This is a genomic window from Solirubrum puertoriconensis, from assembly GCF_001483135.1.
GTDB lineage: Bacteria > Bacteroidota > Bacteroidia > Cytophagales > Hymenobacteraceae > Solirubrum > Solirubrum puertoriconensis.
The window spans coordinates 608,130-628,648 of record NZ_LNAL01000007.1 but is presented as its reverse complement, the minus strand read 5'-3'; the positions used below and the strand labels follow the sequence as shown (position 1 = coordinate 628,648).

Annotated in this window: 18 protein-coding genes; 8 read left to right on the top strand and 10 right to left on the bottom strand. The window is 60.0% G+C overall.

Annotated elements, in window-relative coordinates; genetic code table 11:
* Positions 1-39: 39 nt before the first annotated feature.
* Positions 40-915, bottom strand: coding sequence for a 5'/3'-nucleotidase SurE (gene surE, locus ASU33_RS13185; protein WP_059071488.1), 876 nt, complete (start codon positions 913-915; stop codon positions 40-42).
* 150 nt (positions 916-1,065) lie between these two features.
* On the opposite strand from surE, the gene ASU33_RS13180 reads away from it, so the two are divergent.
* From ASU33_RS13180 to ASU33_RS13155, 6 genes are all read left to right on the top strand, one after another.
* Entirely contained in the window at positions 1,066-1,710 is a 645-nt protein-coding gene (locus ASU33_RS13180; RefSeq protein WP_059071289.1) for a hypothetical protein, read from the top strand.
* A 119-nt stretch (positions 1,711-1,829) separates the two neighbouring features.
* Positions 1,830-2,264 carry a DoxX family protein gene (locus ASU33_RS13175; RefSeq protein ID WP_059071288.1) on the top strand — a complete coding sequence of 145 codons (435 nt, stop codon included), beginning with the start codon at positions 1,830-1,832 and terminating at the stop codon, positions 2,262-2,264.
* 190 nt (positions 2,265-2,454) lie between these two features.
* Complete coding sequence (locus ASU33_RS13170) at positions 2,455-4,218, top strand: M14 family metallopeptidase (protein WP_059071287.1); 1,764 nt, start codon at positions 2,455-2,457, stop codon at positions 4,216-4,218.
* A 104-nt stretch (positions 4,219-4,322) separates the two neighbouring features.
* The gene (locus ASU33_RS13165; protein ID WP_059071286.1) at positions 4,323-5,234 is read left to right on the top strand and encodes an ABC transporter ATP-binding protein; all 912 of its coding nucleotides are present in this window, start codon (positions 4,323-4,325) and stop codon (positions 5,232-5,234) included.
* 15 nt (positions 5,235-5,249) lie between these two features.
* Positions 5,250-6,017, top strand: coding sequence for a DUF2705 family protein (locus tag ASU33_RS13160; protein ID WP_059071285.1), 768 nt, complete (start codon positions 5,250-5,252; stop codon positions 6,015-6,017).
* 39 nt (positions 6,018-6,056) lie between these two features.
* Positions 6,057-6,833, top strand: a complete 777-nt coding sequence (locus ASU33_RS13155) for a tetratricopeptide repeat protein (protein WP_078063108.1) — start codon at positions 6,057-6,059, stop codon at positions 6,831-6,833.
* A gap of 78 nt (positions 6,834-6,911) precedes the next feature.
* Here ASU33_RS13155 and ASU33_RS13150 read toward each other — a convergent pair whose 3' ends face one another.
* From ASU33_RS13150 to ASU33_RS13125, 6 genes are all read right to left on the bottom strand, one after another.
* Entirely contained in the window at positions 6,912-7,544 is a 633-nt protein-coding gene (locus ASU33_RS13150) for a hypothetical protein (protein WP_149867202.1), read from the bottom strand.
* 257 nt (positions 7,545-7,801) lie between these two features.
* Entirely contained in the window at positions 7,802-8,566 is a 765-nt protein-coding gene (locus ASU33_RS13145; protein WP_149867201.1) for a hypothetical protein, read from the bottom strand.
* A 114-nt stretch (positions 8,567-8,680) separates the two neighbouring features.
* Positions 8,681-9,934 (bottom strand): bifunctional 3,4-dihydroxy-2-butanone-4-phosphate synthase/GTP cyclohydrolase II, encoded by a 1,254-nt coding sequence (locus ASU33_RS13140; protein WP_059071281.1) that lies wholly within the window; start codon positions 9,932-9,934, stop codon positions 8,681-8,683.
* A 164-nt stretch (positions 9,935-10,098) separates the two neighbouring features.
* Entirely contained in the window at positions 10,099-11,292 is a 1,194-nt protein-coding gene (locus ASU33_RS13135) for a glycosyltransferase (RefSeq protein ID WP_059071280.1), read from the bottom strand.
* A complete protein-coding gene (locus tag ASU33_RS13130; RefSeq protein ID WP_059071279.1) occupies positions 11,289-12,509 on the bottom strand; it encodes a glycosyltransferase family 4 protein in 1,221 nt (406 codons plus the stop codon). The genes ASU33_RS13135 and ASU33_RS13130 overlap by 4 nt, the downstream gene beginning before the upstream one ends.
* Before the next feature lie 162 nt (positions 12,510-12,671).
* Positions 12,672-13,694 (bottom strand): potassium channel family protein, encoded by a 1,023-nt coding sequence (locus tag ASU33_RS13125; RefSeq protein ID WP_286130533.1) that lies wholly within the window; start codon positions 13,692-13,694, stop codon positions 12,672-12,674.
* Between the two features lie 166 nt (positions 13,695-13,860).
* On the opposite strand from ASU33_RS13125, the gene ASU33_RS13120 reads away from it, so the two are divergent.
* Both ASU33_RS13120 and ASU33_RS13115 read left to right on the top strand, forming a co-directional pair.
* Positions 13,861-15,036, top strand: a complete 1,176-nt coding sequence (locus ASU33_RS13120; protein ID WP_078063107.1) for a metallophosphoesterase — start codon at positions 13,861-13,863, stop codon at positions 15,034-15,036.
* Between the two features lie 21 nt (positions 15,037-15,057).
* On the top strand, positions 15,058-15,585 hold the full coding sequence (locus ASU33_RS13115; RefSeq protein ID WP_149867200.1) for a hypothetical protein: 528 nt from the start codon (positions 15,058-15,060) through the stop codon (positions 15,583-15,585).
* Between the two features lie 6 nt (positions 15,586-15,591).
* Here ASU33_RS13115 and dnaG read toward each other — a convergent pair whose 3' ends face one another.
* From dnaG to ASU33_RS13100, 3 genes are all read right to left on the bottom strand, one after another.
* Complete coding sequence (gene dnaG, locus ASU33_RS13110; RefSeq protein ID WP_286130532.1) at positions 15,592-17,658, bottom strand: DNA primase; 2,067 nt, start codon at positions 17,656-17,658, stop codon at positions 15,592-15,594.
* 204 nt (positions 17,659-17,862) lie between these two features.
* Positions 17,863-18,690 (bottom strand): peptidoglycan-binding protein, encoded by an 828-nt coding sequence (locus tag ASU33_RS13105; RefSeq protein WP_059071276.1) that lies wholly within the window; start codon positions 18,688-18,690, stop codon positions 17,863-17,865.
* A gap of 42 nt (positions 18,691-18,732) precedes the next feature.
* Complete coding sequence (locus tag ASU33_RS13100) at positions 18,733-20,496, bottom strand: hypothetical protein (RefSeq protein WP_059071275.1); 1,764 nt, start codon at positions 20,494-20,496, stop codon at positions 18,733-18,735.
* Positions 20,497-20,519 lie beyond the last annotated feature (23 nt).

Below are 20,519 nucleotides of genomic sequence, written 5' to 3'. Positions count from 1 at the left end.
TGTACATATTCGTCGGAAGCTTGTCGCCATAGGTGCCAATTAGCCTTGCGGATTGGCGGGGCCGTAGTCGCCGGGGCTGACGGGGTGCGGCTGCGTGGGCTCGGCGGGTGTGGGGCGGCCCGGCAACTGCAGTTCCCAAGCCGAGTTCATGCTTTGCAGGTGGTGGTGCGCGGTAAGGTCGAACTGGCAGGGCACAATGCTGATGTAGTTGTGCGCCAAAGCCCACTCGTCGGTGTCCTCGCCGTTGTCTTCGTTGAGGAAGTTACCCAGCACCCAGTAGTAGGGCCGGTTGTAGGGGTCTTGGCGGGTATCGAACTCCTCTTGCCACTTGGCTTTGGCCTGCCGGCACAGGCGGGCACCCACAATGGGGTCGTTCGATTTTTTGGGAATGTTAACGTTCAGGGCTGTGCCGGTCGGAATGCCTTTAGCCAGAGCTTCGCGAGCAATGTGCTCAATCCACGGCTCGGCGTGAGAGAAATCGGCTTGATGCGAAAAGTCGCATAAAGAGAAGCCGATAGCCGGTAAGCCTTCAATTGCCGCTTCAATCGCCGCCGACATAGTCCCGGAGTAAATCACGTTCACCGAGGCGTTGGAGCCGTGGTTTACGCCCGACACGACGAGGTCGGGCCGACGGTCTTTCAACACCAGGTGTTTGGCGATTTTGACGCAGTCGGCGGGCGTGCCGGAGCAGGTGTAAGCCTCCAAACCCTCGAACAGGTGGCTGCGGTCGAGGCGTAGCGGCTCGGCCAGCGTAATGGCGTGGCCCATGCCCGATTGTGGCGAGGCCGGCGCCACCACAATAACCTCGCCCAGGCGCTGCATCACGCGCACCAGCACGGCAATACCCGGCGCCGCGATGCTGTCGTCGTTTGAAATCAGGATGAGGGGGCGAGGAGAAGTAGCAGCGTTACTCACGGCAGAAGCTAGGTTGGTCGGCACTAAATACGGCGGCAAAGGTAGGCGCGGCCACCATACCGCTTGGTTACGGCTTCGTTATCTGCCTAGGTGCCGGCGCCATGGGCAACGGCAGGCAGCCAAAATCAACCGGTTACGTAGGTTTGCGGCATGCTACGTACCTCTACCTATGCAGCGGCGCTCCTGCTCGCCGCTTGCCAGCCCGACCGCCAGCCCACCACCGAACAAACCGCTCCCCCCTCCCTACAGGCTACCCCGAGTACTGCTCCGGATTCGGTCGTAGCTCCTGCTGAAAATCGGCCTGACGCAGCAACTACCGATAGCGCCTTTCTGATCCGGCGCGGCTACGTAGGCCCGCTGAGGCTGAACATGAAAGAGGGCGCGCTGCTGGCTGCCGTACCCGAAAGCAGTCTGCGCAAAACCACCCGCACGCTCGAGGGCATTACTTATCCGGTGTACGAGTACCGCGCCGCTGGCACGCCGGCAACCACGGCTCCGCTGCTGCTCGAAATGGTGGGCGACGAGGAAGAAGGCTACCGGCTGTGGCGCGTGCAGGTGCGCGATGGGCGCTACCGCACGGCCGAGGCCGTTGGCGTGGGCGGCACCTACGGCGAGGCACGCCAAGCCTACGGCATCCAAACCATCGAGCGTACCGAAGCGGGCGTGGTGGCCGTTTCGGAGCGGCTAAATGCCAGCTGGATACTTGATGCGAAGACCTTGCCGGCCACGGGCCAACTGCGCAAAGACGATATTCCACCGGCTACCCAAATCGTCGGGGTTATACTTTTCCGCTAAGGTGCTAGGCCTGGGCGTGAGATTCAGCAAACGATTGTGTACTTTGGCGGCGAAGGCTCTGCTTGTAGCACGCAAAGTCGGGCAGCGCTAGCCGTTTACCACACCGCTTTTCTTACCTGATGCCGCTGTTTGAAAACCGTTACCGCTACGCCGACCTAGGGCTGCTGGTCCTGCGCGTTGGCCTGGGCGTGATGTTCACCATTCATGGCTACCCCAAGCTGATGGGTGGGCCCGAAAAATGGGTTGCCGTGGGCGACGCCATGAAGCACTTCGGCATCACGGTGGCCCCTGCCGCCTGGGGCTTTGCCGCTGCCGTAGCCGAAACCATCGGTGGGCAACTACTGGCGCTGGGCCTGCTGTTTCGGGTAGCCTGTGTTATGCTGCTGCTCACGATGGTAGTTGCTGCCTTCTCGCACATCGCCACGGGCGAAGGCTTCGGTGGCTACTCCCACGCCGTCGAGTCAGGCATTGTTTTTCTGGGTCTGCTTTTCACGGGCCCAGGCAAATTCAGCGCCGATCAAACGTTGTTTCCGCCTCGCCGCCGCTTGTATTAATACTTCACACGAAAATCGTCAAACATTTGCTTGTTAGTTATTTAACATCAAATAGAGCCTGCGCCAAGCGTAGGCTTTTGTTTTTTGGTAGTTCCCGGCTTTGAGCTGCTCGTTGTTGGCTTAAGCCCATTCATTCTCGCCGGTTTGCCGCAACGTTGGCATCTTGCCGCTTCCAACCTCCCACTGCCCAATGCTCACCACGCTGCTCCTGGCCGCTGGCCTGCTGGCCTCCTCTCCTGCCGCTGATACCAAGCCCGACTGGCGCACCCCCTTCGAAAAAGGCGAAGGCAATACCACCACAACCTACGCCGAGTGCATTGCCTACTACCAGCGGCTGGCAGCTGCATACCCCGAAATTGAGGTGCGCGAAACCGGCTCGACCGATGTGGGCCTGCCCCTGCACGAGGTGATAATTTCGGCCGACGGCGACGCCGAGCCGAGCAGTACCCGCCAAAAAAACCGGCGCGTGCTGCTCATCCAAAACGGCATACATCCGGGCGAGCCCGAGGGTATTGACGCCTCCATGATGCTGGCCCGCGACTTGGTGCAGCAGAAAAAGCTGCGCCTGCTGCTGCAGAATGTAACGGTGGTTATCATCCCGATCTACAACGTCGATGGCTCATTGAACCGCAACGCCACCACCCGGGCCAACCAAAACGGACCTAGGGAATACGGCTTCCGCGGCAACGCCCGTAACCTCGACCTCAACCGCGACTACATCAAGCAGGATTCGCGCAATGCCCGCTCCTTTGCCGAGCTGTTCCGGAAGTGGCAACCCGAGGTGTTTGTGGATACCCACACCTCCAACGGCGCCGACTACCAGTACACCATGACGCTGATTGCCACGCAGAAGGACAAGCTGCACCCAGCCATGAGCGAGTACATGACCAAGCGCCTACTGCCCGCGCTGTACGGCGGCATGGAAAAGAAAAAGTGGCCCCTTACGCCCTACGTTGACTTTGAGGGCCGCACGCCCGATGCCCGCGGCATACAAGGTTTTCTGGAAACGCCGCGCTACTCCACCGGCTACACCACTCTCTTCAACACGGTTGGCTTCGTAACCGAAACCCACATGCTGAAGGCCTACAAGCCGCGCGTGCAGGCTACCTACGACTTTCTGCAGGTGCTGCTCAGCCAGGTGAACACCGACGCGGCCGCCATTGCCACGGCCCGCGCCGAAGCCGACCGTCAAACCGCCGCGCAACGTCAGTTTACCCTGGCCTGGCAGCTCGATACCACCCAGGCCGAAACCTTCAACTTCCGTGGTTACCAAGGGAAAACCAAGCCCAGCGAGGTAAGCGGTCAGCCACGCCTGTACTACGACCGGAAAGCCCCATTCACGAAAGCCATACCTTACTACAACACCTTCCGGCCCAGCGTGCAGGCCACAGCACCTAGGGCTTACCTGGTGCCGCAGGCCTGGGGCGAGGTAATTGAGCGCCTCCAGCGCGGCGGCTTGCAGCTGCAGCGCCTTACCCGCGACACCACCCTCACCACGGAGGTGTACTTCATCGAGGACTACAAAACCGGCCAGCGCCCTTACGAAGGCCACTATGTGCACAACCAAGTGCGCGTGCGGCCCGAGCAGCGCAGTGTGGCCTACCGCCGCGGCGACTACGTGGTGTGGCTGAATCAGCCCCAAAACCGCCTCGCCGTCGAAACCCTGGAGCCGCATGCCACCGACTCGTACTTCGCGTGGGGCTTCTTCGACAGTATTCTGCAGCAGAAAGAATACTTCTCCGACTATGTGTTTGAGGACGTTGCCGCCGAGCTGCTGCGCCAAAAGCCTGAGCTACGCCAGCAGCTCGAGGCCCGCAGAAAGGCCGACCCCGCGTTTGCTAAAAGTGCCGCCGCGCAGCTCGATTGGGTGTACCGCCAGTCGCCCAACTACGAGCCGACGCACCTGCGCTACCCCGTGGCCCGCTGGCAAGGCGGCAGTTTGCCAACAGAATAGCCACTGCGCACTGCATGACCATGTTCCCTATTGGTTTACCGTTTCTTAATGCCTGAGCGCAGCGGCGTAGCGCTACATCCACTTACCATCTGACTCCCTTTCCCGTGGCGGCCGAAACCGTTCTCGAACTCCAGCAGCTTACCAAGCATTACGGCCGCACCAAGGCCGTCCAGGATCTTACCTTATCGGTGCCGCGGGGCAGCGTGTACGGGCTGCTCGGGCCCAACGGGAGCGGCAAAACCACTACCCTGGGCATTGCCCTAGGTGTGCTGCACGCCACTGGCGGCACCGCAAGCTGGTTTGGCCAGCTGCCCTCCGCATCAACGCGGCGGCGCATTGGAGCATTGCTAGAAACGCCTAACTTTTTCCCTTACCTGAGCGCCCGTCAAAACCTGCAAATCGCCGCCGATATCAAACAAGCCGGCGAAGCGGACATTCAGGCAGCGCTGCAAACCGTGGGGCTAGCCAACCGCCAGCACGAGCCGGTGCGCGGCTTCTCGCTTGGCATGAAACAGCGCCTCGCCCTGGCCTCGGCCCTACTCGGCCAGCCCGAAGTGCTGGTGCTCGACGAACCCACCAACGGCCTCGACCCACAGGGCATTGCCGATGTACGCGCCTTGATACTGCGTTTGGCAGCCGAGGGCAAAACCATCATCCTGGCCAGCCACCTGCTCGATGAGGTGCAGAAGGTTTGTACCCACGTAGGCGTAATGCACCAAGGGCAGCTACGCGCCGCCGGTCCGGTTGGCAGCATACTGGCCGCTACCGACCGCGTGCACCTGCGCCTAGGTGCCGGTGCGGCGCCCGAAGCATTGGCCCAAGCACTGGCCGCTCTGCCGTTTGTGCACGATGTGCAAACCCTCCCCACCGGTGCTTGCAGCCTCACGCTTGCCAATGGGTACTCCGCTGCCGACCTCAACCGAGCCCTTTTTGCCAACGGCTTGGTGTTGGCCCACCTCAGCACCGAGCGTCCCAGCCTCGAAGCCGAGTTCATGCAGATTATTCAGAATTCCTAACCCGGCCTGCACCTCATGCTCCGAACCGAACTTCGTAAGCTGCTGCCCTACCGTACGGCTTGGGTTATTTTGTTACTCTTCAGCGCTTTATTAGCAGCCACGGTAGCGGGCGCAGGCGGCGTAACCGTAAATGGCCAAACCCTAGGTGCTGCCCTGTACGCGTTGCCGGGCATGTGGGCGAAGCTGGCTTACATCGCCGGGTACTTTTCTTTGTTGCCGGCTTTTCTGCTGATCATGGTCATTACCGACGAGTTTCAGTACCGCACCTTTCGGCAGCAACTCATCGATGGTACTTCGCGCGAGCAATTGCTGCTCGATAAGCTGATGGTGGCTTTGCTGCTCACCTTGTGGGGCATGCTCTCGGTGCTGATTGCTGGGGTGTTTTTCGGCCTCACGCGCAACCCCGATGCTACGTTGGCCAACGTGTTTGGCGGCGCTGCCGAGCCATTGCTGCTCTACGGCCTGCAACTGCTCGGGTACCTTTCGATAGCCGCGCTGCTAGCCTTGCTCATCCGCAAAAGCACACCGGCAATTGTTGCGTTGCTGCTGTACGTGTGGGTAGCGGAGCGGCTTGTTCGGTACTTCCTCCCCGATGCCGTCGATCGGTTTCTGCCGATAAAGGCCATGGACATGCTCACGCCTTCGCCGTTTGCCCAAACGCTCGATACCATGCTTGGGCCTTCGGGAGCCTTGGCACCAACCCAAGCGGCGGTAGTCGCTCTAGGTTATGTGGGCCTTTGCTGGTTGCTAGGCGCATTTTTGCTGCGCACCCGCGACCTTTAGGTCCTACCTTTACGGCCTCACTTTTTTCTTCTTGTTGGTATGCGTTTAGCAGCTTTACTCACGGGCACTTTGCTCTCCGTTTCGCTTGCAGCGACTGCGCAGGCCCCCGCCACACCCGAGGCCGAGCTGAAAGCCGGCCGCGAGTTGCTGGCTGCCAAAAACTTCGACAACGCCGCCCGCCGTTTTGAAGCCGTAAGCCGCACTTCGCCCAACCATGCCGAAGCGCAGCTGCTCCTTGGGCAGTGCTACACCGAGCTCGGCCGCTACGCCGAAGCCCGTACCGCCCTAACCAAAGCCACCGAGCTCGACGTCAGCCTGAAAACGCGCGCCGACGAATACCTAGCCCTTGCCGATACCCGCGAAAAATCTGCTTCCGGCGCGCGAAGCAAAGCCGAGGCCGAAGCGGCGGCCGTTCGGGCCCGCGCCGCTGCCGCCCTCAAAGCTCGCGCCGAAGCCGATGCTGTCGCCAAAAACGCTGCGTTTAGCGCCCCCGTAGCCTCCGCGCCGCTCGTTTACGGGGTCTACACCTGCTCTTTCGATAACTGGGATGCTGCCAGCCAACGTTTTACCTCGATACCCAAAGGCGCTTTTGAGTTGAATGCCAACGGCACCTACCGCTACCTCGATGGCAGCGCCAGTGGCCGTTACACCTACAACGCCCAAACGCGCCAGCTCAACTGGATAACCGGCTACTTCGCCGAAGCCGGCAAGCCTAAAACCACCTTCGCCCCCGGCGACAAAGTATCGCAGCTGAATATCGAATTCAACTCCGACAAAGGCACACAGCGTTGGTCGTGCGGGTGCAACAGCAAGTAGCGCTGGCGCCCACCAAAAAGGCCCTGGGTTATTCACCCAGGGCCTTTTTTGTCATCAAACAAACTTTGTCTTCAAAGGCTATCGGTCATTCTTCGCACTAGCCTCAAGCGAGTTCGAATAGTTAATGATTTGCGCCAAATGGTGCGGAAAAACAAAGTTTAGCCTGTTGGCTCGCGCGTACTTTATCAGCAGCACGGCTTGCTCACCGTAGTGCTGTTTAAGCTGTTTTCTCGGATGAACCAGCTGCACAAACTTGTTTTTGGTGTGCAGGTAAAGTATAGGCCTGGTTCCGCCAGCCAGCGACATCCCGCCGCGGGCCCCCATGTAGGAGAGGCCAGGGCTACCCAGCACCAATGTTTCGCGTTGCAACAAATTTACCGGGCCAGTTGCTAGCTCCTCGAAGAACATGGGCATAGGACGCCGCGCGTAAGCTGTCGGCTTTTTTTGCCAGTTGTAAGTGCGATAAACGCGTACCTGCGTAGTATCGAATTGTCCCAGATGGTGCCGCGGAATAAACGACGAATGGGGAGCTCCCATGCCCCACTGCGAGCCGCTGGCTATCTGCCGATTTATCTGAATAGCAACCGGATCGGGAGTATAATGCGACAAGCTACCTTTTACGGCAAACACCGCTATTGACGAAGCCGGAAAGGTTTTGATGGCGCCATCTGGCGTGGTAACCATCAGCACATTCTTATCGACGTGCAGCACCAACGGGCCGCGCAAGGTGTCGCCAGCGGTGGTAATAACTGTTGATCCGGCAAAGTGCTAAACTAGCTGCGTCTGGGCACTGGCTTTGGTACTTAATAGGAATGCACTGGTGAGTAACAGAAGCGTAGAAATTCGACGCATAAGCGGAGCTAATAATGACAATTTAAAAGTTATAACGCGGTTTTGCTAAGCTCAACAATAATGCCATTATAAGTGCACCTCCTTCGCTCTATTAAGTAGTGTGTTATCGGTAGTACCTAGGGTGCGGGGTGCCGCAACGAGTTGGCGTAGTTAACAATAAACGCTAAGTCGTGGGCCTCGCTGAAGCTCAGTCGGTGCTCTTTGGCATAACGCTCTACGCGGTCCGACTCAGGTTTGAAGTAGGCCAGCAAGTCTCGTTTAGGGTTGCGCAACATTACCACTTTGCCATCGGGAGTGCCCAGGAAGAACTGGTCGCGGATGGTGGTGTAATAGCCCATGGTACCTCTCGGCAAAGCCGCAATTGGTGCGTAGGCGTAATACGGCCTAAACATGGGGTCGGCAGCCGAAACGGGCCTTTCCGTAAGCGATTCGCGGCGTAGCAGCAGCACCGGCCCTTGGCTAAGCTGCTCAAAGAAAGCGGGCGAGCGAAAATCTGAGTAATCGTTGCCACGATTCCAGCGGAACGTACGAAACTCCCGCACCCGAGCTGTATCGGGGCGCTGGCGGCGGGCTTGCATGGGCAATGGCCCCCAACCCGTATTGCCGTAGAAATACCCCCGCCGGGCGTCGTAGAAGTCGTAGTACTGATCGAAGTAGTTAGCAGGATGCTCTTTTTCGCCGCGGGTAGCAAAAGCCGCCACCGACAAGGCCGCCACGGTGCGCACCGAGTTATCGGGCATTGAAATGAGCAGCACGTCGCGGTCGGTGTGCAGGGCGGCGGGTCCGCGCAGGGTGTCGCCGGAGGTAAGCACTACCGTGGCAGCATCAAACTGCTGAACCAAGTTGCGCTGACCCAGCGCATCGGGTGCTGCACATAGCACAACCAAACAAAAAGCCCCTAAAAGGCACACGGATAGGCGGAGCATTTTCATAGCAGTATTAATATACGCAGAAAATACTCCACCTACCCGTGCCTAGGCGGCTAGTTTACCTACTTACTCGGTCGGCAGTACCTCAGCAGCAGTTTGCGCCGGGTGCGGCCCCCGATCCTTGGTAAGAATGGTATGTCCGAGCTTGTCGCGCTTGGTGGTTAGGTACCGCTCGTTGTGCTCGTTGGGCAGTACTTCAATAGCTACTGTGTCTACAATCTCGAGGCCGTAGCCGATCAGGCCGGTGCGTTTGCGGGGGTTGTTGGTGAGCAAGCGCAGCTTGTGCAAGCCAAGGTCGCGCAGGATTTGGGCTCCTACGCCGTAGTCGCGCTCATCCATGCCAAAGCCTAGTTCTAGATTAGCCTCCACGGTGTCGCGGCCTTGTTCCTGCAGCTTGTAAGCGCGTAGCTTATTGAGCAGGCCGATGCCACGACCTTCCTGGTTCATGTACAGCAGCACGCCGCGGCCTTCGCGCTCAATCTGCTCCATGGCGTGGTGCAGTTGCGGGCCGCAGTCGCAGCGGCACGAGCCGAAAATGTCGCCGGTTACGCACGAGGAGTGCACGCGCGCCAGCACGGGTTCATCGCCCGAAATATCGCCTTTTACCAAGGCTAGGTGCTGGGCGCCCGTGCTGCGCTGGGTGTAAGCAATCAGGTCGAAGTCGCCCCACTGGGTGGGCATCTTCACCGAAATTTCGCGGTCGATCAGGCTCTCCTGCTTCAGGCGGTACTGAATCAGGTCTTGCACCGATATGAGCTTCAGGTTCCAGCGGTTGGCAATTTCGCGCAACTCGGGCAGGCGGGCCATTTCGCCGTCTTCTTTCAGGATTTCTACCAGCACACCAGCCGGCTCGAACCCGGCCAAGCGGGCCAGGTCGATGGCGGCTTCGGTATGGCCGGCGCGGCGCAGTACGCCGTCCTTGCGCGCTTTCAGCGGGAAGATGTGCCCCGGTTTGCCGAGCTCTTCGGGCTTGGTTTCGGGGTCGATGAGGGCCAGAATGGTTTTGCTACGGTCGGAAGCCGAAATGCCGGTGGTTACGCCGTTCTTCAGCAAATCAACCGACACCGTGAAGGGCGTGGCGTGCAAAGCGGTGTTGCGGCCTACCATCAGCTCCAGACCTAGGGCTTCGCAACGGTCTTCGATAAGCGGGGCACACACCAGGCCGCGGCCGTGGGTAGCCATAAAGTTGATGACTTCGGGTGTGGCGCAACGGGCCGCGCAAATAAAGTCGCCTTCATTCTCGCGGTCTTCGTCGTCCACAACTACTACCACTTTACCGGCGCGGATGTCGGCAATGGCGTCTTCGATGGGGTCAAGCATGGCTTGCTAAATATGAGCGGCCGGCCCCGGGGAACCGGTCGGAGGTTGGTTTCGGGCTGACAACCATCAGCGGCCGGGCGAAGTTACACAGGCGCCGTTGATGTCATCGTTTGCCGCTCGGTTTCGGTTCCCGAAGTTACCGATGCACGGCCGATCTGCTTACCTCAGCGAGCTTGTTGAAACCGCTGCGTAGGCTGCCAAACAGTGGTGCGAATGCCACGAACGTAGCGCCAGAAGCCCAAAGCCAGCGCGGCATTCATGCTGTAGAAGTGTGTGATAAAGCGCAACAACCGCAGGTGCACGCCCGCGCGTTTCAGGCCCCTGTCGAGCAGCAGCAACAAGGGAAGTGCCAGTTGTCCTAGCAGCATTATCGAGTAAAACCAATGCGCTCCTCGGGCCACCAGCAGCGCGTTGGCACCTAGGGCCAGCAACAGCAGCAATGGCGTAAGCCACCGCAATACCTTGTGCGACCAGAAAGCAAACGGAATGCCGCGCCAAACGGGCCACAGCAGACCGGCAAACTCCCCTAAGTTCTGGAAGTTGCCGGCTGCAATGCGGGCTTTGCGCCGGAATTCCTCGGGTAAGTGGTCTGACACGTCTTCGTAACACACCGCCTCCAGCTCGTTGATGGCTTGGTATCCATCGCGCAGCACGGCCATTGTGATGTAAAAGTCGTCGACCAGAAAAGCTGCCGGCGCCGGGTGGTAGCAGGCGCGGCGTACGGTAAAGCAACCGCCAAACGCTCCCATCATTCCGCCCCACACTACGCCCTCTTGATATTTAATCAGGTTTTCGCGCTCGAGGTAGGCTTTCTCCTGGCCCGAAATGCCTTCGGCGTTGTGCTCGGGGTTGATAATATTGCCTCCTACTAGTCCGATTTGCGGGTTGTGAAAGTGCTTGACTAAATGGTAAAGCGTGTCGGGGGCAAAAAACACATTGGCATCGGTAAGCACTAGCACGGGTGCCGTGGCCTGCCACGACAACGCATCAATCACGCCGGGTTTGCCCTGCCGTTTGGTGTATGCCTCGAAACGCAGCTGCGGAAATTCAGCTTGGAGCTGCGTTACCAAAGCATTGGTGCGGTCGGAGGAGCAATCGGAGCCGATGTAGAAAGTGAGCCGGTCCAGCGGGTACGTGGTCCGGAAGGTGCTGCGAATTTTCTCTTCAATTACCTGCTCCTCGTTGTGCACGGCCAGCAGCACATCCACCGCTGGTAGCTCGCTGCTTTGCGGGGCGTACACGTGTTGGTTTTGCTTTCGGCCTTTGGCCAAGCGGCTCAGCAGCAACGGAAACAACACGTAGGTGTGCGCTACCAGCACGATGCTCGCCCACAACAGTATGGCCAAGGCTAGGTTCATGCTAGGGTTGCAGGCGCAAGCACGCGTTGGTACAGCTCCACAAAGCGCTGCACCACGCGGTCGTTGTCGTAAATGGTAGTGGCGGTGCGGCAGGCTTCAGCACCGATGCGCTGGTAGTCGAGGCTGCCTTCAGCGTATTGGCCGATAGCTTCGATCCATTGCTGCGGTGTATCGCACACTACAATGTCGTGCTCGTGCCGGCAGGCAATGCCTTCTGCACCTAGGCCGGTGCTCAGGATGCACTTGCCCATGGCCATACCCTCAATGATTTTTACGCGCATGCCGCCGCCCGAAAGCAGTGGCACAATCATCAGCTCGTGCTCCTGCATAAAGCGCGGGGCCGATTCAACGAAGCCGCGCATGTGCACGCCCGGCAGTTGCATGCGCATCAGGGGCTCGGGGGCGTTTTTGCCTGCTACGTGCAATTGCAGCGCGGGGTAGCGGCGCTGCACCTCGGGCCACACCTGCTCCAGAAACCACACCAAGCCCTCTTGGTTCGGCATCCAATCAAGCGAACCTAGGAAGAACAGGGTTTTGGCAGCGGGCTGAATGCTGGCATCGGGATTGAGGCGCAGCAGGTTTACGCCCGCCGGCACAAATACCACCGGCTCGGGGCAACCTAGTTGCAACAGGCGGTTGCGGTCGGGCTCGGTAATGGAGGCAATGGCCGAAAAACGGGGCAGATAATTTTGCTCGAAGCGGCGCAGGCGGCGGGCCAAGTGGCGCAGGTAGCCGGCCTTTAGCGTCGACCGCTCGTTAGCGGCCAGCTGGTGCCAAATTTCGTGTTCTACGTTGTGGGCCCGCAGCACTACCGGCACTTGCGGCGCTTCGCGCCGCACGGCCTCTACGTACCACGATACGAACGTGCCTTCAATCTGAACCACGTCGAACTGCTCCTGCCGCAGCAACTGAGTCAGGCGCGCTTCCAGATCGGGCGAAATAAACCGCTCGACGTTATAAGGATTGCGGCTGAACAACAGGTTGCGCAAGGCCGCAAAAGGCGACAAGCGCGTGTCGACATCCACCGTTACCAGGCGCACGTTGGGCCCTAGGTGCTCCAGCACATTATCGGGCTGGTGATGCTTGGGGGTGTTGGCTGCCAGCACCGTTACGTGGTGCCCCGCCCGCGTAAGCCCAGCCGCCACGTCGTACATGGCAATGGCGCCGCCGTCGGTGGGCGGAAAAGGCACTCGCGGACAGATTTGCAGGATATTCAAGACTGGGCACAGCTGTTCAGATGCCAAAGGTAACGAGCCAAAGCGAACGAAAGCGCCCCGCAGGTGCCGTGGCAACCATTTCTCAACTCACCGCTGATAACGCCGAGCAGGCCCTTCGCATTATGCCAGCGGCGGCCACTTACCAATGCGGCTTTGGTTTTCCTACCCTCGATACTCTATTACAGAGCGCCGAATTTGTTCGTCGGTACCCAGGAGCAACAGCACGTCGCCGGGGCCGGGGCGCGTATCGGCGCTTGGGCTTACCAGGAAGTGCCCGGCGGAGTCTTTCAGGCCTATAACGGTGGCACCGGTACGCGAGCGGATGTCCAGCTCGCGGATCGACCGCCCACGCAGCTCCGTGCGCAAATCCGTGAACGTCAGTTCTTCCAGGCGCAGGCGGTTCGGACCTAGGCCGTTTATCATGTCGAGAAAACGAATGACCTCGGGGCGCATTACCAGGTTGGCCATGTGCGAGCCCCCAATTTCGTCGGGCATCACCACCGAGTCGGCACCGGCCCGAAGCAGTTTGCTTTCGGAGGTTTTCAGCGAGGCGCGCGAAATGATTTTCAGGCGCGGGTTCAGCTCACGGGCCGTGAGCGTCACGAATACATTGTCGGCGTCTTTGGGCAAAGCCGAAATCAAGGCCCGGGCCCGCTCGATGCCGGCTTGGCGCAGTGTTTCGTCGGCAGTGGCGTCGCCGAAAACCACCGGCACGGCGTTTTCACCTAGGGTTTCGGCGGCGAGGCGCATCAACTCCTGGCTTTGCTCTACCACCACCACTTTGGCCCCGCTAGCGCGCAACTCATGAAACGCCTTGCTGCCGTTGCGCCCGAACCCACACACAATCACGTGGTCCTGGAAAGCGCGGATTTCCTGATCCGTCATAAACATCTTGAACAAGTTGCGCAGCTCGCCATCAAACAAGTACTGCGTCAGCACCGACACCAAGTAGGCCACCATCAGCAGGTTGTACATGATGTAGGCCGACACGAACAACCGACCGCCATCGGAGAGCGGCCGCACCTCCCCAAACCCTGTGGTGGAGATGGTGATGATGGTCATGTAAAACGCCTCGAGCCAGTTGTAATTCTCGATAAGCATGAAGCCCGCCATACCAATGCCCAAGCTGAGCACCGACAAGACAATGGCCAGCATGAGGCGGCTAAGGTTGGCGCGTTTCCACATAGTGCGTGGCGCGAAGGTAGGGCGCAGCGGGGCTAGTTTCCTTGGCCCAGTGTTGCATTTTGCCGGATCATGTTTAAGCAGCAGCGGTATAGCATGCGCACTACATTGCATGCTTGCTGCAGATCTGCTTAACTAGGAGCCTTATCCATTTTCACGCATCCTCTTGATGGCATTAAAACCCAAACGCGTACTGCTCGCGCTGGTCGGATTGTATTGTTTATACCTCGCCGGCGGACTTGCGTTGGCTTCTCAGGCTGTTATCGACCGTGTGTACTTTTTTCCGGGCTTTGCCATTAAGCGGCCAATCGCCGACGAATCCGGTTTTTCGCCCGATGGTCCCGTGGTGCATTACCAGCCCGATGGCACGGCGCTAAGCCGCCGCATTATACCTAGCCCCTCCGGAGGCACTGTGCAGACCGATACCCTCCGCCATGCGTCTGATTCGCTTACCTGCTTTGTGCAGGAAACCAACTTTACGTTTCGCTTTCCGCGGCACACTTTCCTAAGCACCGAGCCAAACGAGTACCCCGCACCCGCACGCATGTTGGTGGTATCCGACATCGAAGGCAACTTCAAGGGGTTGCAGCAGCTGCTTACCGGCGCGGGCGTAATGGACAAACAAGCTCGTTGGCGCTTTGGAACGGGCCACCTGGTGTTTGTGGGCGACATGTTCGACCGCGGGCTGCAGGTGACGGAGTGCTTGTGGCTGCTTTACAAGCTGGAGCAGGAGGCTGCGCAAATTGGTGGCAAAGTGCACTTCATCCTGGGCAACCACGAGGTGATGAACCTGACCGGCCACACCAAGTACCTGTGCCACAAATACCGCAAGAACGCCGACTCCTTGCGCATGGATTACGCCCGTTGGTACGCTCCCGACACCGAGCTGGGCCGCTGGCTGCGCACCAAAAACGTGATGGAGCGCATCGGCCCCACGCTGTTCGTGCACGGCGGCATCAGCCCCGAGGTAGCCGCGCTACGCTTGCCTTTACGGCAGCTAAACGAGCTAACCCGCCGCAGTATTGATTCCCCAAAACCCACTGGCCGCACCGACGCCGAGCTGCTGGTGCGCAACCCCAAACTCAGCCCCGATTGGTACCGTGGCATCGCGCAGGAAGAAGCCCCGGCAGCACACGTAGCGGCGGTGCTGCGGCAATACGGCGCTACGCGTATGGTTATTGCGCATACGCCCGTCGAGGAAATTACGCCGCTTTACAACGGGCAGGTTATTGCCATCGACCTACCGCATCAGGAGCATGTAAAAGAGGACTTTATGCAGGCGCTATGGGTTGAAGGCGGGAGGTTTTCGGTCGTCGACAACCTAGGGCGCAAGCAGGCGTTGTAAATGTGGCCTGACACTGATGGAATGAACAGGCTTGCCTGCCCGCTGCGCTGGGTCGCGTTGCTGCCCATCCTAGCCCTGCTCCCGCTGAGCGCCCGTGCCCAAACGCCTCGCCCGGGCAGCCTGCACACGGCGCCCGGCAAACCTCTCCATGTGCAGCGAGGCAAGCCAGAGCCCTATATTCCGGCTCGTCCGCCGGTGGTTTTGCCTCGCTTCTGGCTGACGAAAGATTCAGCCCAGCAAGTGGGTGAAATGCGGCGCGTTTATTCTCAACTCATGCGTAAGCTGCCGTACCCTGAGGATGCGTACCGCCAAGCAAACAGCAACGGTCCGCCGTCGGGTATTATATCCTTCCGCCTGGTTGTCGCAGCCGACGGTTCTATTCATTCAATTACCATCCCCGAAAGCCAGCTGACCTTAACGGAAGCAGCTTACCCGCCCGAAACTATGCAGGCTTTGGAAAACGCCGGAAAGAGCGCGTTGGGCAAATTGCTGTTTGCACCTTCCGGCAAACCCGACACAGTGCAGATTGGAGTCAATTTTGTACCCTGAGTTGCTTTACCGCGACACAATGGTGCCCAGTAACCCGGCCAACTGCATATCCAGCTGCTTCAGCGACTTAAAAATGGCCATTTGCGCCAGGTACTCCTCCACATTGTTCGGGTCGAGGGCGTTCATGGCGGCGAGGCAGTCGGTAAGTTCGCGCTCTACGTTGCACTTATTCAGGCGCAGAATGGCGTTGTCGCAGGCCTCTTGCAGCATATCCAGCTCGCGCGGCACGTAAATGCTGTGCGTAATCCAGTTCGGGCTGAGCTCGTGTGGCTCCGTTACCAAGTCGGTAATAATCGTGCGTATATCCGAGCGCTCGTGGCGCACCAGTTCCCGGGCGTCGGGGAAGCGGCCGGCACCTAGGGCCTCGCGGCACAGGTGCATCAGGTCGGCGTAAATGGGCGTGCGGAAGGGCGTTTCGTCGGTTTGGCCCAGCAGGTACTCGGCCACGGTGTGCTCGTTGGCCAGCTGTTGCGCCGGGTAGTTCAGGATGAGGCGCACTACTTCCTTCTCGCAAGCTTGCTGCACATCGGGCACCGGCTCGGCTTCAGCAACGTCGTCGGCGGGCTCATCGCCCATGAAGCCATACGCCTCGTCGGGCATGGCATCATCGTGCTGCGGCTGCGGGCGCGGCGGTTGTTGCCCCAGGCCCGTAAGCTGGCCGCCGGGCTGCACGGCCGCGGTGCCGCTGTGGCCGCGGGTACTGCTGGCCCCGCTCCCACTGCCGCCCGACGACCTAGGCGCGCCCTGCTTCACGAGCTTGTTGTACTCAGATATAAGCACCTGCTCGTCGATGTGGAAAGTGGCGGCGGTTTGCTGCAGAAACACCTGTCGCTTCAGCGGGTCGGGCACTTTGGCAATGCTCTGCAGCACGTCGCGGATGGCCTCGGCTTTTTTTACCGGGTCGTTGGCGGCTTCGCGGGCGGCGAGCTTGGTTTTGAAGGAAATAAAGTCCTGGCTGTTGGCCTCCACGAATTCCTGGAAGCGTTTGTCGCCGACCTTGCGGATGTAGCTGTCGGGGTCGTCGCCGTCGGGGAACAGCACCACGCGCACGTTCAGGCCGTTCTCCAGAATGATATCGAGGCCGCGCAAAGCTGCCCGAATACCGGCCGCGTCGCCGTCGTAGAGCACCGTTACGTTGTCGGTGTAGCGGGCAATCAGGCGTATCTGGCCTTCGGTGAGCGAGGTACCCGACGAGGCCACCACATTTTTAATGCCGCCTTGGTGCAGGCTAATTACATCGAGGTAACCCTCCACGAGGTAGCACAGCTCCTCCTGCCGAATGGCCTGCTTGGCTTGGTACAGGCCATACAGCACATCCGACTTGTGGTAAATCTCCGATTCGGGCGAGTTCAGGTACTTGGCCCCGGCCTTTTCGTCGCGGCGCAGGGTGCGGGCACCGAAGCCCACCACGCGGCCCGAAATGTTGTGGATCGGGAACATCACGCGGCCCCGGAAACGGTCGTAGCGGCGGCCGTCTTCCTCGCGCTTAATCACGAGGCCGGTTTTCTCGAGGTACTTCACGTCGAAGCCCGCTTTCTGGGCCTCAGCGAGCACGTCGTCCCACTTATCGAGCGAGTAGCCGAGCTCGAAGGTTTCGATGGTGGCCTGGTTCAGGCCGCGCTCCTTAAGGTAGGCCCAGCCGATGCTCTCCCCTTCTTCCGACTCCTGCAGGAGCTTCTTGTAGCGGTTTTTTGCCCAATCCGACACGATGTACTGCGAGTCGCGTTCGTTTTGGGCCAGTTGCTGCTCCGGCGTCTTCTCCTCTTCTTTTATTTCGATGCCGTACTTCTTGGCCAGCCACTTAATGGCCTCGGGGTAGCTCACCGATTCCACGTCCATCACGAAGCGCACCACGTCGCCGGCCTTGCCGCAGCCAAAGCACTTGTAAATGCCCTTGGCCGGTGCTACCGAAAACGACGGCGACTTTTCGTGGTGAAAAGGGCAACAGGCCCACAGGTTCTGGCCTTTTTTCTTGAGCGTGACAAAGTCCCCTACTACCTCCACAATGTCGGCGTAGTGCAGTACTTGGTCGATGGTTTCCTTCGGAATAAGTGCCACGGCGGAGCTGAGCAATTTGGCCTGCGAAGGTACGAACTCGGCCGCGGTGCTGGTACCCGTGGCGGCGGCACGTTTGGCCGCTCTCCTAGCTAACAATTCGCCACGTTAACCTAGGGCCCTTCTGCTAGCAGTTCATCAGCACCTGCTCCTAAACTACAACGCCCCCGCAGCACCTAGGCAGGTATTGCGGGGGCGTTGGTTCGCTCTGGGTTGGTGCCGCTACGAAATCAGCGCCTCCAGCTTGCTGATGGATACGGCATCAATTACTGACTTGCGGAAATTGCGGGTGCGGGCAAATACGCCAATGCCGTTGCTCGAGCCGCCCTGGTCGGTGTTGCCCTCAATTGTCTCGAAACAGTCGCCAACTACGCGCGTGATGATGCCAGTGTGGTACCAATCGGCTGAGGCGGCGGTGTTGCGCAGCAAAAACACGTCGCCGGGCTGCACCAAGCTGGGGTTTTGACGAATGGCCGCGTTGCGGATGAGCGTTTTGCGCTGCTCGGCCGAGGTGCCCACCACGTCGCAGCTCAGGCTTTGGGGCATTAGGTCGGTGAAGCGGCGGCCGGTGGTGTAGGCCGCTTGGTCGAGCACCGACTGCACAAAACCCATGCACCACTTGAAATCGGTGCCGTCGTAGCCGTTGCAGTAGCTGCGTACCCAGGGCCCTAGGTTTTGCTGGCCGTTGTATTGCAGCTCGCGCGGTACGTGGCGCAGGTGGTTGGCCGCAATTTGCACCACAGCCGTGCGCAAGCTGCGGTACGATTGCGTGAGTTCGTAGGCGTTGCGCAGCGGGGCCGTTAGGGTAGCAAATAGGGCTTGGTCGGTTTCACCGGTAGTGGGCTTACCTAGGGCGCGCTGCAGGTTTTGCACAGCCAGCACGGTAGCGGCGCCATACACCCCGTCAACGGCCGTGTTCAGGGCCACCCCGGGGTACTGCGTAGCTGCCAACGAAAGCCACTCCTGTACGCGGCGCACATCTTGGCCACGCGAGCCTGCCCGGCACGTTGCCGAGAGGGTTAATTCATTCTGATAACGGGTCTTAATCATGATTTCAGTAGGATAAAATGTGGTGGAGAAAAGCAGCCGGGGTTAGTCCCACACCAACTGCAGATCGGGGTTGGGGCACAGCGGCAGGGCGCGGCACACAAAGGCCAGCAGCTCCATTTCTTTCTGCTCCTCGGTTTGCAGCACTGGTTGCGGCGGCGGAGGCGGCGCGGTAGGCTGGCCGGGTGGTGGGTTGGTGGGCTGGCCGGGAGGCGGCGCACCCCAATTGCCCGGAGGCGGTGGTGGCGTGCCCCAGTTGCCAGGTGGCGGTGGTGTGGGCCTAGGTGTTCCCCAACCTCCGCCGGGTGCGGGCGAGCCGCCACCCCAGCCGCCGTTGGGCGGCGTCTGCACCGGCGGTTTGGGAGCAGGCGTAGTGCCCCAGCTACTGCCCGGCGGCTTTGGCAATACCACGTTGCCGTTGCGAATGGCATCGAGAATGCTGCCGGCGCTGGGCCGAGGGGTTACGGGCGTAGCCTCGTGCACTTTCACCGGCGTGGCGGCGTGCACGGCCGCGGCAGTTAAGGGCGGTACGGCGGCAATTTTGATGGTTGCTGCATGCGGCTGCACTGCAGGCGCAACGGCCGGTGCTACGCGGCCCCCATCAAGCCCGTTCACTTGCGTGGCTTTGATGTGCAGGTTGCTGGCCGTGGTGGTTTTGGCGTGCTCAAACAACTGCGAATTAAAACGCTTGAGCATGGCGCCGGCGGGCTTGGCCACGCCCGGCGTGGTCCAGCTCGTTACCTTCACGTTGCGCACAAAAATCAGCTTCGAGGGAAAAGCCGGGAGTTGGCCGCGGCCTTGCTGATCGGCCAATGGTGCCTCGCCAGCTGGCAAGCGCCAGAACCGCTGCAGCAGAAAATCTTCGAACCGAAACCACGAGCGCTGCAACTCCACCACAGCGTACTCTACCGTCAGGTTTTCGAGGTTGCGGGTGGCGCCTACATCAAACAGCTGTTGCAGGCTGGCCGGAGCTTTGCCCAGCAAGCCACCAATTTCGGCTTTGCTGAGGGTGAGCTTTTGCCAGCCCACGTGGTCTTCGAAAAAATTGCTCGGCGAAAACTGCGTGGGCAGGTACTCTACTTCGCCGCCTTGGCCGTCGAGGGCGGTAACTTTGGCGAGCAAGTCAAAGTCGGCCGTGAGGTTGGCAATGGTAGTGGCCGGCGACGAGCCCATGAGGCGCAGGGCTGTGGCCTGGCGGCTTTCAACCGCGGCGCGCAAACCCTTTTTCTCCCAGTTCAGCAAGGCTCGGTCGCGAGCTTCGCGCAGGGCGGGCTCCTGCTCGGCCCACTGGCGCTTCAGCTCCTCGGCACCTTCGCCCTCGGCCAGTTGGGCGGCAATGGAGGCGTTTTTGTAAGCGGTTAGGGCTTGCTGGTAAGCCTCTTTGTAGCGCAGGTAGTTGTCGAGCCGGCTCATGCGCTGGCCGTCGTCGGTTTTCACCACGCGGTTCAGGTACGTCATGGCCGATTTCAGGCTGCGCTCCTGCGAAGCCGTACGGGTGCTGCGGGCTGGCTGGCAGATTTGCAGCGTGCGCCGGTATACCGCGCTTAGCTTATCGGCCGCCGGCGACACCAGCGCGCCGGGCTGGGCCACAAAGTTTACCAGGTTGGCAAAATCGGCGGCCCGAAGCAGGGCACCTGCCTCGCCGCCGGGGTTGCGCTTGGGGTCCATCTCCACAAACGTGTCCTTGGCCATAAGCGAGGTACCGTTCGGGAACGACAGAAACTTATCGGTTTGGGGGTTGCCGGCGGCATCAGTCTCAAATATGAGCTTCAGCTTGGTCAGAAAGGCCACGGCAATAGCGGCATCCATGGGATTGGCGGAGTTTAGCGGAT

Excerpts from the sequence above, each read along its gene's own strand:
- ASU33_RS13180 (WP_059071289.1), top strand. The coding sequence starts at position 1,066 with ATGCTACGTACCTCTACCTATGCAGCGGCGCTCCTGCTCGCCGCTTGC.
- ASU33_RS13175 (WP_059071288.1), top strand. The coding sequence starts at position 1,830 with ATGCCGCTGTTTGAAAACCGTTACCGCTACGCCGACCTAGGGCTGCTG.
- ASU33_RS13170 (WP_059071287.1), top strand. The coding sequence starts at position 2,455 with ATGCTCACCACGCTGCTCCTGGCCGCTGGCCTGCTGGCCTCCTCTCCT.
- ASU33_RS13160 (WP_059071285.1), top strand. The coding sequence starts at position 5,250 with ATGCTCCGAACCGAACTTCGTAAGCTGCTGCCCTACCGTACGGCTTGG.
- ASU33_RS13155 (WP_078063108.1), top strand. The coding sequence starts at position 6,057 with ATGCGTTTAGCAGCTTTACTCACGGGCACTTTGCTCTCCGTTTCGCTT.
- ASU33_RS13140 (WP_059071281.1), bottom strand. The coding sequence starts at position 9,934 with ATGCTTGACCCCATCGAAGACGCCATTGCCGACATCCGCGCCGGTAAA.
- ASU33_RS13135 (WP_059071280.1), bottom strand. The coding sequence starts at position 11,292 with ATGAACCTAGCCTTGGCCATACTGTTGTGGGCGAGCATCGTGCTGGTA.
- ASU33_RS13125 (WP_286130533.1), bottom strand. The coding sequence starts at position 13,694 with ATGTGGAAACGCGCCAACCTTAGCCGCCTCATGCTGGCCATTGTCTTG.
- ASU33_RS13120 (WP_078063107.1), top strand. The coding sequence starts at position 13,861 with ATGGCATTAAAACCCAAACGCGTACTGCTCGCGCTGGTCGGATTGTAT.
- ASU33_RS13115 (WP_149867200.1), top strand. The coding sequence starts at position 15,058 with ATGAACAGGCTTGCCTGCCCGCTGCGCTGGGTCGCGTTGCTGCCCATC.
- ASU33_RS13105 (WP_059071276.1), bottom strand. The coding sequence starts at position 18,690 with ATGATTAAGACCCGTTATCAGAATGAATTAACCCTCTCGGCAACGTGC.
- ASU33_RS13100 (WP_059071275.1), bottom strand. The coding sequence starts at position 20,496 with ATGGATGCCGCTATTGCCGTGGCCTTTCTGACCAAGCTGAAGCTCATA.